Origin of the sequence: Bartonella callosciuri (assembly GCF_014203215.1) — a bacterium.
Classification (GTDB): domain Bacteria; phylum Pseudomonadota; class Alphaproteobacteria; order Rhizobiales; family Rhizobiaceae; genus Bartonella; species Bartonella callosciuri.
This window is the reverse complement of the sequence record NZ_JACHIM010000004.1, coordinates 43317-62223: the sequence shown is the minus strand read 5'-3', so window position 1 is coordinate 62223 and position 18907 is coordinate 43317. Positions and strand designations below refer to the sequence as shown.

Annotated in this window: 7 protein-coding genes and 1 pseudogene; 3 read left to right on the top strand and 5 right to left on the bottom strand. The window is 38.0% G+C overall.

The genetic code is table 11. The features are described 5' to 3' along the window. Nucleotides 1-181 precede the first annotated feature (181 nt). The 5 genes and pseudogenes from HNQ69_RS04840 to HNQ69_RS04820 form a co-directional block, all read right to left on the bottom strand. Nucleotides 182-679: pseudogene (locus HNQ69_RS04840) on the bottom strand (autotransporter outer membrane beta-barrel domain-containing protein); the annotation flags it as partial. Between the two features lie 269 nt (nucleotides 680-948). Further along, nucleotides 949-1707 (bottom strand): iron ABC transporter ATP-binding protein, encoded by a 759-nt coding sequence (locus HNQ69_RS04835; RefSeq protein WP_183228944.1) that lies wholly within the window; start codon nucleotides 1705-1707, stop codon nucleotides 949-951. After that, on the bottom strand, nucleotides 1704-2654 hold the full coding sequence (locus HNQ69_RS04830) for an iron chelate uptake ABC transporter family permease subunit (protein WP_183228943.1): 951 nt from the start codon (nucleotides 2652-2654) through the stop codon (nucleotides 1704-1706). The genes HNQ69_RS04835 and HNQ69_RS04830 overlap by 4 nt, the downstream gene beginning before the upstream one ends. Continuing rightward, nucleotides 2647-3603, bottom strand: coding sequence for an iron chelate uptake ABC transporter family permease subunit (locus HNQ69_RS04825; protein ID WP_183228942.1), 957 nt, complete (start codon nucleotides 3601-3603; stop codon nucleotides 2647-2649). Before HNQ69_RS04825 ends, HNQ69_RS04830 begins: the two co-directional genes overlap by 8 nt. Nucleotides 3604-3696: 93 nt before the next feature. Continuing rightward, a complete protein-coding gene (locus tag HNQ69_RS04820) occupies nucleotides 3697-4644 on the bottom strand; it encodes a siderophore ABC transporter substrate-binding protein (RefSeq protein ID WP_183228941.1) in 948 nt (315 codons plus the stop codon). Nucleotides 4645-4840: 196 nt separating this feature from the next. On the opposite strand from HNQ69_RS04820, the gene HNQ69_RS04815 reads away from it, so the two are divergent. The 3 genes from HNQ69_RS04815 (at nucleotide 4841) to HNQ69_RS04805 (ending at nucleotide 18537) form a co-directional block, all read left to right on the top strand. Next, nucleotides 4841-10819 carry an autotransporter family protein gene (locus tag HNQ69_RS04815; protein ID WP_246348514.1) on the top strand — a complete coding sequence of 1993 codons (5979 nt, stop codon included), beginning with the start codon at nucleotides 4841-4843 and terminating at the stop codon, nucleotides 10817-10819. A gap of 711 nt (nucleotides 10820-11530) precedes the next feature. After that, a complete protein-coding gene (locus HNQ69_RS04810; RefSeq protein WP_183228940.1) occupies nucleotides 11531-14710 on the top strand; it encodes an autotransporter family protein in 3180 nt (1059 codons plus the stop codon). Nucleotides 14711-15837: 1127 nt separating this feature from the next. After that, a complete protein-coding gene (locus HNQ69_RS04805; protein ID WP_183228939.1) occupies nucleotides 15838-18537 on the top strand; it encodes an autotransporter outer membrane beta-barrel domain-containing protein in 2700 nt (899 codons plus the stop codon). Nucleotides 18538-18907 lie beyond the last annotated feature (370 nt).

The window sequence follows — 18907 nt, the reverse complement described above, 5'->3', positions numbered from 1 at the left end:
ATGTATTTTAAATGTTGAATAAAAATTCAAAATAGTTCTTATTTCTTTGTCAAGATAAGTTTGATAAGATAGGATGTTCTTATAACAAGAAAAGGCAGCCTAGTGTGCTGCCTTTTCGTTAAAATGAACAGATTTTTTAAAACGTACAAAATAGCAATACGCTTGTTTTTAAAGTTTTGTCTTAAAACTGATAGCGCATTCCACTAGAAAAACTAGTTCCTTTTATACCGGTTTTTTGAGCTTTTTGTTGGTAATTAATATCACCATGCAGCGAGACGCTTTGAGACAACTGTGCACTGATACCAACTCCATCTTCAAGTAAAGACCCCATAGGATCAAGTTGATAATTCTTATCAACATGTATTGCCTCATCATCACAAAAAGTTTTGATTGCGTTTACTTTTCCATAGAAGGAAAGGGAACGCCCATTTTCAGCGGTGATAATAATTTTGCTTAAACGTCCACCAATATGGATTAACCATTGGGAAAGATTGTTCATCTCAATGGTAAAATTATCAGCATTTGCAAGAGTATCAAACATCAAATTTTGGTAAGCAAGTTGTGCTTGAGGTTCAAATTCTATCCCTGCCATATTTGTAGCAAATTTTTTGCCAATAGTGACAGAAGCATTCAATGTTTTGGTATCTTTTAATTTTGCGGTGCGTTTAATGAGAGCAGTGGTATATTCCTGTTTGGCATGCCATCTTGAATAATGTGTCTTGCCTTAATAAAACATCAGCGTGGATTTCTGAATTTTCATATAACTTATTGATTTCATTAAATACTGGCTGGGAAACCTGGATTCGAACCAAGATTGACGGAGTCAGAGTCTGCTATTCCACCATTAAAGTATTCCACAGCATACAGATGCCGCCATTCTTAGCAGATTTTACACTGTACGCAAAGCGCAAAAAGGATCTTTATGATTATTGATTAGGTAAGAGAAATTTATTGATAATAAAGGGCGATAGGCACGCCGTTGATTGTTTTGATTTGAATATCCATATCATAAATGTCTTTAAGAATTTCTGGCTGCATGATTTCTTGAGGTGTTCCGCAATAAGCCGCTTTTCCCTTTTTGAGTGCAACAATCATATCTGAATAAGATGATGCGAAATTAATGTCATGCATAACAATGAGAATCGTTTTTTTTAGTTCATCGGCTGTACGGCGTAATTGTTTCATCATGGAAACGGCATGTCTCATATCCAGATTGTTCAATGGTTCATCTAACAGGAGATAATCGGTATCTTGACAGATGACCATTGCGATAAAAGCACGTTGACGCTGTCCGCCAGAAAGTTCATCCAAAAAGCGGTCTTTTAGATCTTGTAAATTGAGATATCGTAGTGCACTGTCAATAAATTGTTTATCTTTATTATTATACCAGCCTTTTGAATAAGGATAGCGTCCGAAACTTACTAAATCGTACACAGTTAAACGAAAAGACAAAGGATTATCTTGACGCAGGATTGAGAGTTTTTGAGCCAAAATATCATGGGGCATTTTATCAATATCCAAGCCATCGATATGAATTGATCCTTTATGGCGCGGTAAAAGACGCCTTATCAGCATTAAAAGTGTTGATTTGCCGGAACCATTGGGGCCGATGAGAGAAATAATCCCCCCTTTAGGGAGATGAAGGCATAAATTATCGATAATCAATCGAGCTCCATAAGCCTTGGAAAGATGATTGATTTCAATCATTTTAGTTTTCCCTTCATCAGGAGCATTAAGAAAACGATACCGCCACAAAATTCAACGATAAAACTTAAGCGTCCTGCCATATTGAAAATTTGCTCTAAAATAAACTGTCCACCGACCAAACAAATTATAGCCAATAATATTGCAATCGGCACAACAACACTATGTTTTGCTTGAGGAGAAAGCTCATAAGCAAGATTGGCAACTAACAGTCCTAAAAAGGTGACTGGTCCTACCAGAGCTGTGGAAATTGATACGAGAATAGAAACAAAAATAAGAATAGCTGTCGCACTTTTGTGATAATCGACTCCAAGATTGAGCGCATTCTCGCGCCCCAGAGCAAGAATATCAAGTAAATGACGTGAACGCCAGCCAATCACACTCACAATGAAGACGATGATTGTGGCAAAGCTTGTTAATGATGTATTGAATTTATTAAAATTTGCAAACATGATATCCGTTAAATTCATCATTTGATCTGGATTTAGTTGCAATTGCATGAACATGCGTAAACTGAAAAAAAAGCCGCCCAAAATGATTCCAATTAAGAGCGTCAAATGAAGTCCTTTTAGACTCCCCGAAAATAAAAAGCGAAAAAGGCTTATTGAAAAGAAAGTGAGAATAAGAGCTTCAAGGGCTAACTGTCCTTCTTCATTCAAAAAGGGCAAAGAAAGAGAGCCTAAAAAATACATTGTGATAGTTTTGATTAAAATGTAAAGCTGATCAAATCCTATAATAGAAGGCGTAATAAGGCGATTGTTAACAATTGTTTGAAATAAAACAGTAGAGATGGTAATTGTGTATGCAATAAGAAGAAGAGAAATAAGTTTTGTGAGACGAAATGTCCACGTATATATGTTGACGTTCCATGTCATGTAAAGACTGATTACGGTGCATGCCATTACAATAAGCGTTGTCAGTAAAAGTGTTATCGCTTTCTTTTTATCCAAGACGCTTTCTCCAGCGTAAAAGCAGTATAATAAGAATAAAACTACCAATAACCCCCATCATAGTACTGATGGGAATTTCAAGCGAGGAATGAATTATTCGCCCTAAAAGATCGCAGATCAAGACCAGCCCGGCGCCACTGATTGCTACCCAAGGAGTAGTATAGCGCATATTATCGCCCATGAAGTTTGAAACAAGGTTCGGAATAATGAGTCCAACAAAAGGGACTCTGCCAACTGTACAGACAACAACGGCGGTGATTGACGCCACAATAAAAAGACCAAAGAGCATGACGGTACGATAATTAAGTCCAAGATTATTGGCTAAATCTTCGCCCAGACCAGCTACTGTAAAGCGGTCAGCGGTGAAATAGGCCAATATGCAAAGGGGAAGAGAGAGCCATAAAAGTTCATATTTTCCCTCAAGAATCATCGCAAAACTGCCAAATAAATAGGCTTGAAGAGAGGGAAGCAACATTTCATGATCTGCAATGGCGTTGGTTAAGGATCCAATAACGTAGCCTAGCATAATTCCTATAAGTGGTACAATGAAGGCAGATTTTAGACGAACTCGGTGCAATAAAAATATAAAAAGTAGCGTGCCAGTCATGGCAAAAATTGTAGCAACGATCATTTTTCCTAAAACAGGAATATTGGGGAAGAAAATCATGATAAAAAGAATGCCAAGGGAAGCCGATTCAACGGTTCCAACAGTTGATGGCTCGACAAAACGATTGCGTGCAAGCAGTTGCATAATCATACCTGAGAGTGCTAATGCTGCACCTACCAAAAGTGTTGCAATTGTACGGGGAAGACGTGTTTGCCAGAAAATAAGCCACGCATGTGGATTACCTGATAATAGATCAGAAGGTGTTACATCAGAATAACCAACAAAAATGCTGAGAAGAGATAGAAGAGCAAGAATTATTATGGCTATCCAGTAATTTTTCACGTTAAATCATCTTCTAATAAAAAAGCAAAGACTGCTTATAAACAGTCTTTGCTCTTAAATTTTATTTCTATAGCAAGCAAGTTATTTGTATGCTTATTCACTTTTTGTAAAGGCTTCATTGATTTGTTGTACTGCTTCGCTAAGTCCAGTTAGACCACCACTCGCAAGGTACCAACTCCAAGAGTCCAAATAAACAATTTGATTTTTTTTGCCAGCTGTTGTGCGTTGAACAAGTTCATTATTAAGCAGTTGTTCTGCAGATTGTCCTTCCCGTCCAATTGCTGCATCCCGGTCAATAACCAAGAGCCAGTCAGGATTGGTTTCAAGAATAAATTCAGGGGAAATAAGTTGCCCATGTTTTTCCACAGTAAGTTTATCAGTTGCAGGGGCGATTCCAAATGAGGAATGAAGAATATCAAAACGCGATTTTGGACCAAAAGCACTGATCTTTCCGCCAGAGGTCATGAGCACAAGCCCCATGCCTTTTCCTTTGGTGTTCTCACGGACTTTTGCTAAACTTTCATTGAGTTTTGCAATTTCCTCTTCTGCTTCCTTTTCTTTATCAAAAACTTTTCCAAGAATAGACACATTCCGTTCAATATCTGCAAGAGAGTTTTCATTTCCTACTGTTAGATCAATTGTTGGAGCTATTTTGGATAAATCTTTATATTTAGCTTGAGTTCGAGATGATATAATAATTAAATCAGGTTGAAGAGCGGCAATTTTTTCATAATCAGGTTCAAAAAGGGTACCAATTTTTTCATATTGTGCATCATCAAATTGTTGCAAATACGTCGGTTTTTTCCCTTCAGGAACACCGGCAACTGCTTTGATACCGAGGCGATTCATATTATCCAGCGAGGCAAGATCAAACACAACAACCTTTTGAGGAGAGGCGGGAACAGAAGTGGTTCCTGAAGCGTGATGAATCGTTATGTTTGTATTATCTGTATTAACAGACACATCTGCCCATGAAAATGTTGCAAAGCTGATTGCAACCATCAAGATGGAAGCTACCCATTTTAGATATTTTGTTATCATTATTTCATCCTTTCTCTAAATATAAAAGAATTTACCTACTTAAAAAAACTTAACTTAGGCATTTTTATGTGCAAAATGATACTTTAGTAAGGAACACTATGTTGTAAAATAGACTAACGTATGTTATATGCGCACACTTACCTCATTTTCACTTAATTCTAGTGCTTTTGCAAGATAAATTTAGAAAGTTTGACATATGATCAATGTATTTAAAAATCGTACACGTTTGTGTGCGTTGACAACGAGTGCTCTCTTCTTTTTACAAAGTGTGGATCCTTCTGTGGCGTGGATAAGCTTCCTTCCCAGCTTGCCTTCAATCAGAATACCAAGCATATTGAACTTTGGATCCAGTTCTCCTAAAGAATCAGGAGAAAGAGGGGATGAAACAGAAGAAAGGGGTGAGAGTCTTCCTCAAGCAGAGAAGGTCGTGGGCGTTCCTTCGCAGGATAATCCCTCTATGGATATTGTTTCTAATCCTTTTTCATTATCTGGTGGATTAGTGTTTTCTAATCAGTGTAATATTGAGGGAGGTAGTGGAATTACGGGAGATCATGAGCCGATTTCATGTGAAGATGGTGAAAGACATGAAGTAAAAAATGGCAGCATTCGTATAAAACAATTTGGCCAGAACGCTGTGTATGCAATGGGAAATCTCATGAAGGGTATTGAGGTCATAACGAATGGCCAAGTGGCTGGGGGGCATTCTACTGCTGACACTGTAGCTACGCAAGGTGGTAGCTATACTATTGGAAATGTTCCGGTGCCTGGAGGAGGGCTTCAGACGGATATTTCTAATCAGACGGATATTTCTAAATTAAATCCTATTATAGCTAAAGAGACAGTTATTGAAATGGAGGGGATGAATATTATTGGTTTAAGTCCTTCTGTTGAGGATCTTAAAGGTCTGCAAGTTGATAGTGAGGATTATAGTGAAGATGGGGATTTTGATGAATTTGATGCCATAAGTTTCGGAAGTGCTATATTTTCGGCAGTAGACGCACGGGTTGCTTTGAAAAATTCAAATATTCAGGATTTCATTACTGGGCTTGATGCCCAAGACAACGGGACCATTTTGATGGAGGGGGGAAGCATAACAAAATCTTATATAGGTGCTACGGCTGATTCCGGATCAGCTGTTTTGTTAGAAGGGGTGAACATTAATGTGGAAAGGACTAGTGAGAGCATACCTTTCAATGTAAATGGTCTGAGAAGTTTTGGCGATTCTGTTATATTAATGCAATCCGGATCAATTACCTTTCCAGTAGGTGGGGTAGGGATTATAGCGGAAAAAGATGGGTTTGTTGCACTAAAAGGTGTTAAAATTAACATTGCTGCAAAAGAAAGAGAAGAAAGGGTAACTAGAAACGCTGAAGAGATTTTAGCAATAGAAGAAGATGCTAGTATTCTTTTCTTGTTGCAAGGAGGTACTATTTCCCTTAGTGATGAAGAATTTGAAGGTTCCAATGCCGTTGTCTTTTGGGTTGAGGGTAGCCCCGTTGTTGATCAAGGTATTTTGAATATCATCGATATTTATTCTGATAGCTTTGATGGAGCCTCTGATAGTTTTAGGAAAATTGGAGTCTCTAATAGTCTTGGGGAAGTTGTTGATGGCATTTTGGCTGACACATACGCAAAAGTTAGCATTAGTCTTACATCTTCAAAGATTAAAGTAGAGGGAGAGGGGGCTTATGGCTTCTATTTTAATGGGGAAGATAGAGGTTTAGAAGAATTAGGAGAACAATCGGATTCTTTAGGTAAAACATCTTTGCAAGTTGATAGAGATGCAGTTGGGAGGCATATAGCTGTTTTGAAAAAAGCTTCTCTCAAGGTTCCGAGTGGTGTGGCCATTTATGGTGATAGTGCGGTTGCTTCTATTGTTTTAGGAGAGGATTCAGCTCTCTCTAGTGACGTATTATTGGAAGCTAAATCTTCTTCTGATTTTTCGATTTTTGTTCATGACTCTAGAATCGCAGGTGCTGCTCGCATTGACAAAAGTTCTAACGCAAGGCTTTTTTTATCCCATGGATCAGAGTGGCATGTAATAAAAAGCAAAGATGAAAATCGGGAAAGGGGGGATTGTACAGATTCATGTATTTCATTGATCAGTCTTGAAGATAGTAACATTAGATTCTTTTCTCCTTTAAGAAATGGAACTTCTGGTCAATATCAAACGCTTCGCATTGGAAATGGAAAGGGTACAGTTTACACTGCTTCTCAAGACTCTGCTATTTACTTTAATGTGCATTTAATGCCTGAAGATGAAAATCGTAGCAGTCAAATATCTGATAGGCTTTTAATTCACGGTGATGTTTCTGGAAAAACGACGGTGTATGTGGAAGATACTTCAGATGGTACGTTAACTGTATCACAAGCTGAAAATATGCCTTACAGTGTTTCTCTTATTCAGGTTTTTGGAAAAGCAGAAAAAGATTCTTTTAAGCTGAAAACTGATTATATTACACGAGAAGGGTTGCCTTATAAGTATGTTCTTCGTGCTTATGGTCCAACTATTCCTCCAAGAATGCAGTATTTTGATAAGGACCTTGTTAAAGATAGTACTGAGGTTTGGGATTTTCGTATAGAAAACCAATATGTTGTACCTTCTGTTTCTTCTGCATACACTGCTGCCACTGATTTTCAAGTTACTTATCCTTATCCTAGACGTCAGCGTGTTTTAATTGTTCCCAGTGTTGAAAATAGTGTTGATCTTGGTGAAGGTGAAGTAAATGCTGAATCCATAATTCTTCCTGTTCCTAATTCTTCTGAGGGTTCTACTCCTGTAACTCCTCCTCGAGGTGATTCATTTGCAAGATCTGAATCATCTGAAGATTTATATGATGTTTATTATGATAATGATTATGAAGAAGATGATTATGAAAGTTTTGAGGAATTAGATTCTTTTCCGACTCTATCTGAGAATGGAGATGGTCGGACATTAACATTGATTGATGGGACTGTTGTACCGTATTCAGAGGATATCCCTGTACTTGTTGGTTTTTATGAACCTGGTAATCCTTCATCTACACTTGGAAGATCTGAAACAGATGATGCTCCTTTAGTTGCTATTTCTCCTAATAGAGATTCTACAGAATCTCCTACTGTTCCTGCTACATCTCAGTCTACAGGTGGAGAATCTGCTACATCTTCTAATGTTTCTGGTGAATCTGAAGTTTCTGAACCTAGAGGACGTGTTCTCCTTACTACGCCTGTACGCTCTGGAACATCTGGAACTGTAGCATCCACTGTTTCCTCCCTTGCCCCTTCTGCTTCTCCTACTGTATCTAAGGGAGTTGCAATTATAGAACGTGTTCTCTCTGCTGCATCCACTGAATCCATGGAATCTTCTGTTTCATCTGTTGATGGACGAGCTGTTTCTTCTAACTGTGATGATACGAATAAAAATGGTACGATAGGATCGTCTACTCCTTATTCATGCAGTGATGGTAAATCCCACACTATAAAAGGTAGTACACTCAATGCAGATGGTAGCAATCAGTATTCTATACGGGCAAATAAACCCAATACACTTATTAATGTAGAGGGTACGGCTATCATTGGTAAAGTTTCTTCTGATGGTGTTGGTCTTAATCAGAAGCCTGTAAGTGCTGTGCTTGCAGAAGAAAATGCAGAGATTGTTTTAAGCAAGCAATCAACTGTTCAGTCTACCCTAATCGGGCTCGAAGCTCAAAGGGGTGGAAAGGTCAAAATGACCGATGGGACGATTAATGCTCATTATGCGGGGGTTCTGGTGGGGCGTGGATCCTCTGTTGATTTAGGTGATACGAAAATTAGTGTGAGTGGATCTTCGGCTGTAGCTGGTCTGGTTAGTAACGGTGGTCAGATAGCAATGAACTCTGGATCGATTACTCTTACAAATGGAGCAGCAGTCAGGTCTGAATTGCAGGGGTATATTAAACTAGACAAAGTTGACATTATTGTGAAAAAAGAACAAACAGGATCGAACACTGAAGAGGTATCTGGGCGGGCGGCTTTTCTGTTGAGTGATAATAGCTCTGTTGATTTTACTAATGGGAATGTTGTTACTGATGCCAATGCTGTGTGGGTTAGGGGAGATGATGATGGTGCCGTTGGGACGGGTGCTTCCAGGAGGAAGAGGTCCTCTGACGACGTTCGCTCTTCTATGAATCGTGCTAATATAGAGTTTTCTAAGATTCTAGTGGAAGGTGATAGATCTTATGGTATATATTTTGATAGAGTAGTACGGCAAGAAGGTGATACACAAAATCCGAATCAAGAAGTAATTTCAGGATCTTCAGTAAATCATCTTGGAGTAGGAACTTCTGTTGAAAAGGGAACGGTTGTTAAACGACATGCTGTGCTTCCACAGGAGAAAACACCTATAGGCATAATGGGAGCGGTTTCATTGAAAAGAACTGCTTTCGAAGTTCCAGAGAGTGTCGCTATTTATGGTAATAATTCTCATGGTCGCGTTTCTCTAGAAAGTAACACAACTCTTTCTGGTGATACGCTGTTGAGCGCTGAGAATAATTCTAATATATCGGTTTCGGTTGATAGCTCTATGATTGTAGGTGGTGCACGCGTTGACAAAAGTTCTTATGCTAAATTAGATTTTTTGAATGGATCAGGTTGGATTCTGAAAAGAAGTGTGCATAAGAATTCGAGTTCTCTAGAGGCGACGTGCATGGATTCGTGTGTTTCCTCTGTAAGTCTTGTGGATAGTATGATTGAGTTTGTATCTGAGGGATCTGGGTATCAAACTCTTCATATTGGAAGCGGGAAAGGTAGGGTTTATGAGGCGAGAGGCTTTGCTTCAATTCATCTCAATGCACGTTTGAATCCGCATGATCCGAGTGATTCTCAAGTGACCGATAGGCTTTTAATTCATGGTGATGTTTCTGGAAAAACTATAGTGCATGTGAATGCCGTTTCAGGAAGTGCTGAAGAAAATAAGAATAATGCTCGGGATGCTCATAGTGTCTCAATTATTCAAGTTTATGGAAAAGCAGAGCGGGATTCTTTCCGACTGAATGGTAATTATGTTGCACTGCAGAATTCGCCTTATAAATATACTCTTCGTTCTTATAGTCCAGAAATGACTTCGAAACAGGAGCATATCAATCAGAAATTTATGAAGGATGGTGGAAAGTTTTGGAATTTCCGTCTAGAAAATCAGTATGTTAAATCTGGTGGTTTTTCTGCCAATATTGTTCCTGATGAACGAGTTGTAAGGTCTGTCGTTCCGCAAGTTCCAACTTATCTCATTTTGCCCAATACCCTATTCCATGCTGGGTTAATGGATATCAATAATCAAAGCAAGCAGTTGGAAATACAGAGAAGCACTTCTAGTGGAATGTTAGAAGTTCGTGAAAACCCTGCTTTATATTTGCGTGGCTATGGTGGAAGTTACCGTTATGATTCAGATTTATCTGCGCTTGAATATGGTTACGGGGGCGAACTTGATTATAAGGGTGTAGAGGCAGGTGTTTTGCTGCAAACAATTGAGAATGCTGACATTGCAATGTCCTTTGGTGTTATGGGGTCTTATGGAAAGCTTTCTTTGCAGCCTTTAGAGGTTGAACAAAGCCTGAAAAGTGCATTTGATAAATGGACTGCTACAGCCTATGGTAGCGTGCAGCATGAGCTGGGCTTTTATGTAGATGGTCTTTTCTCCTACGGTTTGTTGAAAGGCGATGTTCTTACCCTTGCACGGGGCAAGACAGCGACATTGAAGGGTAATCCTCTAAGTGTTTCCTTGGCTGGTGGTCAGACATTTGCAATGGGGTATGAGGGTTTTGTCCTCGATCCGCAGGTTCAGGTTGTTTATCAATATCTCCAGTTTGATAAAGCTAGTGATATTGACAAATTTGATATTGAAATGGGTAAACTTGATCAGTGGGTTGCACGTGTTGGTGGGCGTTTGACAAAGAATCCTGCTGGATCTGAAGGGGTAAATGCTGTTGCTTTTTATGGTAAGCTTTATCTTGTCCATGGTTTTGGAGGAAAACAATCTGTACACTTTAAAGATGCGTTTCAGTTGGGTGCTTTTGGCTCTGCCTTAGAAGCTGGGTTAGGCTTTAATGCTAAACTGTTGCCAAAGTTTTCTCTTCATGGCGATATTGTCTATCAACATAAGCTCAATAAGGTTGGTTTTTCTGGAGCCAGTTTTTCTGGTGGAGTACGCTATCAGTTTTAGGATAAGGTATAGTCTATACCTTTAGATAAAAGGCAGCACAGTGTGCTGCCTTTTTTCCTTATAACAATCTGTATTTCTTTTAGATCTTTGTTCTTTTTGTAGAAGTGAAAAGAGTCACAATATTTTTCTTTTATTTTGCGCGTGAAAGTACCTGATGGTTATATCCATTTTCTTTTCGACTAGAGTGAATTTTTTTAAAGTTTTTGGTGATAAGCTACAATACAGTGAGTGATTTTTAAGGCTCTTTAATATTAATGGCCTGGGAGCTCATTTTTAGTGAACATATCCTGCTTTATGTAGATCTGATTTATCTGCCATAGTGTTCAATGCTTCCTAAATCTTGTTTTGAGAATTCGTTTTTTACTGATTTTGGCAACTTTTTTCATTCATATCTCTGGTTATCTGTTGAAAGATAACAACAATAAAGTGTGTATTTAACAAATTACACGGGATGATTTTATTTTCCCTTTACACGAAATACAGAATGCATTATACACCTATAGAGTGTATTAAAGTTATTCACCTATAACGGGGTGTTATGTTGCGTGTAAATTTTCCGCCGAGTTTATTTGAATAACGCATCACACTAGTCAAATGAGCCGTAGAGGCATCCTTTTAATTACACCTTTCTCATATGTTTGGTGTTCAGGGCAGTGTTTTTACGAATGCTTTTGTTTTCAACGAGAGGGGAAGGAAAGTTTCGAGGGAACTATGATTAAAGTTTTTAGAAATCATGTATGTTTATGTGCTTTCACAACGGCACTTCTTTCTTTGCTACAAAATGGAGTAGGGGGTTGTGCAACTGCTCAGGAGGGGGCAAACTCTTATGGCATCAGTGGTAGCTCTGTGCACAATAATGGGTTGCCTTATAGTATTACTGTTACCTCTATGTCTCCTAATGGGCCTTCACCTAGTATACCGTCTATATCCTCTATTAGAGTCAGCAGGCAAAGCGGAGATGGTGATTATAATAGTTTTGAAATAGTCAGTCCTTATAATTCTTCTGGACGGAGCGGAATTAGTGATTCCAGTTATGGTAGCAATATTCCCGAGATTGTGGTTACTCCACTCGTTTCCACTATTCCAATTAACGGGAATGGGTATGGGAGTATAGGCGGGTATCCTATCCCTGATGTCGACGGGTATCCTATTAACTATACTAATAGCTTTATTAGTGGAGGTGCTAGGGAAAGTGGAAGTGCATATGCCCATGAAGTATATGAATATAATAAGCTTATTTTACATGATGGATTATATTATATGTGCGACGGTTGCACAATAGGGCATGTAATTGATAACCGGTCTTATGAGATTAAGGATAAGAATATTCCTCTTAATCCTGTTGCTATAACGGTGAAGGGAGCAGGTACGAAAGTTAGCGGGAAGAATGTAACTGTTGGAAGCAAAGTTTATGGTGAAACTTTTCTATTTGGTGTATCTGTATCAGAGAACGGTAAAGTCGTTTTGGAAGACCTGGTTCTCAAGAATGCAGATATAGCCCTTCATGCTAGTTATGGAACAATTGAATTAAAGAAGGGGATTGTTGAGGAAAGTCAGAGGGGGGTTGACGCAATAGGGGATTCGTTGGTTATTTTAGAAGATACAAATGTCAAAACGAGGAATGGGAAGGCCAGTCTTTTGAGCTATGACGGTGCAGAGGTCAGGATGAAAGGTGGATCAATTGACTTCATGAACAGTCATGCGGTTTCTTCGACACTAGATGGAAAAGTAAATCTCGACTATGTTAGAATTACTGGAAAGAGTAGCAAAAACAAGGATCATGCAGTTTTTCTTATGGATGTAGGAGGTTCGGTTGACTTTAAGGGGACTATAGATGTCACTGATGTTCATGGCATCTTGTCAGAAAATACAGTTGATACTTTTAACTCTATTCCGTTGTCTAAGAAGTTGTCAAAGCGTGATCGTGTGACTGAGGTTAATATTGAATCCTCTTCTGTTACAGTGAAGGGTGATGGATCTTACGGTATATATTTTAGGGGAGAGAAGCCTTTAACAGAATACAGGCATAAAGAAGGCGCTTTAGGAGAAGAAAAAACTCCACTCAGAACAGAAGCTGTTAACATAAGAAAGACTATGTTTTCTGTTCCAGATAGCGTAGCTATTTATAGTACAGGCACTACTTTGGGGGTTGTTAATTTAATGCAGACCAATCTTTCAGGCAGTTCATTGTTAAGAGCTGAAAAGGGTGCTTTGGTGAAAGTTTTAGCAAGCACTTCTACCCTTGAAGGAGATGCCTATGTTGATGATGCATCTACTGCTGAAATTTATTTAGGGGCCGGTTCAACGTGGATTGTAAAACAAAATCAACAAAGAGAGCTCCATGAATCTGGTTTGATAGATAATTCATCTATTTCATTAGTATACCTAGCGGATGATAGTTCTATTAATTTTAAAAAACGAAAATCTGCTTCGACTTACGATTATCAAACACTCCGCATTGGAAAAGGAACGGGTGAAGTTTACAAGGCACAAAATGGTGCGCATATTTACCTTAATACATATCTGAATGAGGGTGGGGAGCTTAAAAATCAAAAGACGGATCGTGTTTTGATACATGGTGATGTTTCTGGAGAAACGACAGTCCATGTGCATGGCACTTCAGGAAGTCCAGGAGGAACCACAGGGAGTGGTGGAAATAATCAAGGTATCTCAATTATTCAGATTTCTGGGGAAGCGGATGTAAATTCGTTTCAGTTAGAAGGCGGTTATACCACATTGGAGCATTCACCTTATCAGTATAAGCTCTATGCTTATGGTCCAAAATCTGATTTAGGGAAAGCGGATTCATCTCAAAGATTAGTTGCAGGCAATGGTGAGTTTTGGGATTTTCGCCTGGAGAATAGATATATGAAGCCTAAGCCTGAACCCAAACCTGATGAACCTGGTCCTCAGCCTGATCCGGAGATTAAGGCTGTTGTTCCGCAGGTTCCCACTTATCTGCTTTTACCAAATGCTTTGTTCCATACGGATTTGATGAATATTACCAATCAAAGTAAGCGGTTAGAAATTTTGCGAATTGCTTCTGGAGAGGGAGAGATGCGTGAAAGTCCTGCACTTTTTATACATGGTTATGGTGGAAGTCATCGTTATCTCTCAAATCTATCGGCAGCTCAATATGGCTATGGAGGTGAGCTTGATTATAATACATTCGAGGTAGGTGTTTTGCTGCAAACAATCGAAAATGCATATGGTACTGCTTCTTTTGGGGTTACAGGAACTTATCAGAGACTTTCTTTGCAGCCTTTAGATGTTGAACAAAGCCAAAAAAGTGCGTTTGATAAATGGACGGCTACAGCCTATGGTACTATACAGCATGATGAGGGTTTTTATGTTGATGGTCTTTTCTCCTATGGTTTGTTTAACGGTGATGTTTCTACTCTTGCTCGGGGCAAGACGGCAACATTAAAGGGAAATCCTCTCAGTGCTTCATTGGCTTCTGGTAAGGTGTTTGTCTTAGGAGAGACGGGGCTTATTTTAGATCCACAGGTTCAGGTTGTGTATCAGCGTCTCCAGTTTAATAAAGCCAGTGATGTTGACGATTTTAATATTGAGATGGGTAAACTTGACCAGTGGATAGCACGTGTTGGTGGACGCTTAACAAAAACGTTTACTGCCACCGATGAGGCACGTGTTGTTTCCTTCTATGGTAAACTTCATCTTAATCATGGCTTTGGAAAAAAACAATTTGTGCATTTCAAAGATGCTTTTCAGTTGGGTGATTTTGGTTCTTCCTTAGAAACGGGATTAGGTTTTAATGCTCAATTGTCTCAAAAGTTTGCACTTTACGGTGATCTGGTTTATCAGCATAAGCTTACAAAGGCGGGTTTTTCTGGTGCTAGTTTTTCTGGTGGACTGCGTTATCATTTCTAGTTTCATCATGTTTTGATCATCCTTTAAAAAGCCACAAATATAATTTGTGGCTTTTTTCTTTTCTTGCATTCAGTTTTCTCTGGGTAGAATTTCTAAAGATGTAGATATCTTGTCTCTTTCAGATATGTTTTTTAGTTAGATTTTAAATTCTTTTTGAGAGGTTTGTTCAGATTTGTGCGTAACAGTTTCCAAATTCTGGGTTTCGTAGTGATTTTCCATTTTAGTATATAATGCATTCATTTATAATGATAATTTATTGTTTTACATATTGAATAAGAATCGCGAATATAGCAAAATTCTTTTATTTTAAATCCTCTTATCTTGAATCAATAAAATCGTTTTCTTGTCTATCATACAATAGATTGGTGGATGAGTAAAAAAACATTTAAGAAAGGGGTAAGTATATTTTTTTATGAACCCCATTTAAATATAAAATTAGACGCAACATTGGAAGTTGATAAATAGAATGCTGGTACCATCTATCTACATCTTTTAAGCGTAAAGATAGGAGTGTTCAATGGATTTTGGGTTATACTTTTCACGAGAGTCGCTTGGAAATATGGTCGGGGCAAGGTAAGATGTTGCTTTAAGATAAGGACATGAATGAACAATGCAATAGTGTGCTGTTCTTCGTGAGGAGTGTGATCTCATTAAAGAACGCAAAAAACAAAAGTTTTAGTATCTTAATAACTTCTATTATTTAAAAATATGGTTTGAGATGCTTTTGAAAGTTATAAGGCGGAATGAAAGGGAAAAGATGGCTGATGACTTTCACCTTTACACCTTCATATTCTGCTAAAGTGGGCTTGACTTTTTATTTCAGAACTTACTCAAATAAATGTTCACAATATTCTTTCTTATTGAGTAGATAAAAGCTGATACAGCTCGTAGGGTACTTAAGTATTGGGACTGTGTTAGGGCTGAATGTTTATTTACAGGAAACAGCTAAAGCACGCATTTTAATTATTGCAAATTTACAAGAACTGTTTTGGATTATAAATAATACAAAATATATTATTTAATATAAGATATTTTTAACATTGTGTGTTAAATTTATTTTACGTGTTCAAGGTAGTTTGCCAGAACATATATTCTTTGTAAGACGAGATAAAAATTACGGCGGAATCATGGTCAAAATATTTAAAAATTATTTCTCTTTATGTGCTTTTACTACAGCTATTCTTCTTTTTACACACAATGCAGATGCAAAGGTACAAGCTGAAAGTTCTACAGTTCAAACTAATAGGGTTAGTGGTGATGCGAAAAATAGTAAGGATTTCTGTAATGAAGATACCACATTTTATCGGTGTAATGATGGTAAGACATATGAAATATTAAATAAAACTTACCAGAAAACTCATGGGGAAAGTGCTGAAGAGGTAGCCATAGAAGTATCTGGAGAAGGGACAGGGTTTAAAGGGGAAAATATAATTATTAGAGATGCTTCGAGTGCTGATAAGTTGGAAAAAAGCTTTTGGAAATACAGTATAATTGCAAATAATTCTGGAAGAGTTGAAATAGAAAAAGGAGCGATTGATCTTACAAATGGTAGCGGCGTTCAAACAGGAAAGGAGGGAATGGTCTATTTAACGGGTGTTTCCATTACCGAAAAGGGGAGTCACAAAACTGATGTAGACAGGCATAATAAAAATTCAGTTTTTCATATGTTCGAAAATGGTGGTTATATTAAGTTTAAGGAAGGTAAAGTTAAGGTTGCAAATGCTCATGGCGTTTCATTTCATGGAGATGCTAGCTATATTGATATTTTAGACTCCACTGTTATGGTGGAGGGTAATGCATCTTATGGCTTCCGTTTTGTTGAGGAGCAAAAGAGCGAAAATAAGAAAAAGGCAAATTCTTATGTCAAAGAGCGGCTCTATACTTTTTGGGGGGAAAGCACGCTATTTGAAGGTTTGCCAAGAGAAAACTTACCTAAAAGAGGAAGTGTTAATTTGTACAACACTGTGTTGATGGTTCCAAATAGTACGGCTATCTATAGCAGAAAATCCGGTAGCCTTATTAAACTTTTAGAGAATTCTAAAATTTCTGGAGATTTATTGCTGAAGGCTGATGATGGCTCTTATATGAAAGTTTCAGCTGATTCCTCGATATTTGTAGGGGGAGCTCGTGTTGATGAAAGTTCTACTGTTGAACTTCGGTTAAGGGATGGTTCAAAATGGACTTTATCGCGACCGAAAAATGAAAATTTGCGAAATTCTGGCTCTATAGGTGATTCATCGATTTCATTGATACATATTACGGATAGTTCTCTTCTTTTTGAAAAACCGCAGTTCAGTGCAGCTGGTAATTATCAAATACTCCGTATTGGAAAAGGAATAGGTGAAGTTTATAAGGCCCAAGGTAAGGTGCATCTTTATCTCAACACATATTTGAATCAGGGTGGTGCTCTTCAGGATCAAAAAACCGATCGACTTTTAATCTATGGTGATATTGAGGGAAAAACAACAGTACATGTGCAAAGCGTTCCTGGAAGTCCAGGGGGATCTACAGGACAAGGCGGAAATAGAGAGGGAATCTCCATTATTCAGGTTTCTGGAGAAGCAAGCGAAGATTCTTTTCAGCTGGAAGGTGGTTACGTTGCATTGGAAAGTTTGCCTTATCAATATAGGCTTTATGCTTATGGACCAGGATCTCACCTAGGGAAAGCGGATTCATCTCAAAGATTAGTTGCAGGAAATGGTGATTTTTGGGATTTTCGTTTAGAGAATAGATATATGAAGCCTAGTCTTCAGCCTGCAATTAAGCCTAGTTCTGATCAAAGATTAGTTCCAGGTAATAGTGATTTTGGGGATTTTCGTTTAGAGAATAAATATATTAAGGCTAATTTTGAGGAGAGGGTTAAGGATGTTGTTCCACAAGTTCCGATTTATCTACTTTTGCCAAATGCCTTGTTCCATGCTCGTTTGATGGATATCAGTAATCAAAACAAGCAATTGGAGATACAGCGAACCATTTCTACTGGAATGTTAGAAGTTCATGAAAATCATGCTTTATTTTTACGTGGTTATGGTGGGAATTACCACTATACTTCAGATTTATCCGCATTGGAATATGGCTATGGAGGCAATCTTACTTATAATGCTGTAGAGGCAAGTGCTTTGCTGCATACAATTGAAAATCCCGGCATTACTGTGTCCTTTGGGGTTATGGGGTCTTATGGAAAATTTTCTCTACAACCTCTAGATGTTGAACAAAGCAAGAAAAGTGCGTTTGATAAATGGTCTATCACAGCCTATGGCAGTATGCAGCATGGTGCGGGTTTCTATGTGGATGGTCTTGTATCCTATGGTCTGTTTAAAGGTGATGTTCTCACTCTTCTACGGGGCAAGACAGCAACATTGAAGGGTAATCCTTTTAGTGTTTCGTTGGCTGCTGGTAAAGCGTTTGTGATAGGGCATAAAGACCTTGTTTTTGATCCGCAGGTTCAGGTTATTTATCAAAATCTGCAATTTGATAAAGCGTTTGATATTGATGGTTTTGATATTGATATGGGTAAACTTGATCAGTTGCTCATGTGTGTTGGTGGGCGTTTGATTAAGACACTGACTACATCTCAAACGGAGGGTGTTATTTCTTTCAATGGAAGGCTTCATTTTACCCATGGTTTAAAGGAGGCACAATCTGTGCATTTTAAAGATACTTTCAAATTGGGTGCTTTTGGTTCTTCTCTAGAAGCTGGCTTTGGTTTTAATGCTCGACTTTCTTCAAAGTTTTCCCTTAAGGGTGATCTTGTTTATCAACATAAGCTTAGCAAGGCTGGTTTTTCTGGAATCAGTTTTTCTGGCGGAATGCGCTACCGTTTCTAATTTGATTGTGTTTTTGATAAATTCTTTTAAAAGCCACAAGCTACGTTTGTGGCTTTTTTCTCTTTCAGTTTTGTTAGCAATTTTGAGAACAAGTCTTTTAATATGTCTAAAATGTGTTTTTAGTAGTACTTATTTTCTTCTTTCTTAAAAAAACTAAGTTAAGCTTTTTTATGCATAAGGGTTTTTAAATCCCACTTTTCTAGCGATTTTTACGACCTGTGTAAACTGATAAATTGTTTTAAATAACTGCTTTTCTTGTGAATTCAACATTGTTTTTCAGCTGTATTATGGCGAATTTTTTATGAAAGTTACAAATTTATATTGTGTCTTTTTTAGTATTTTTAAATTTCAACTTTACACATAATCCAAA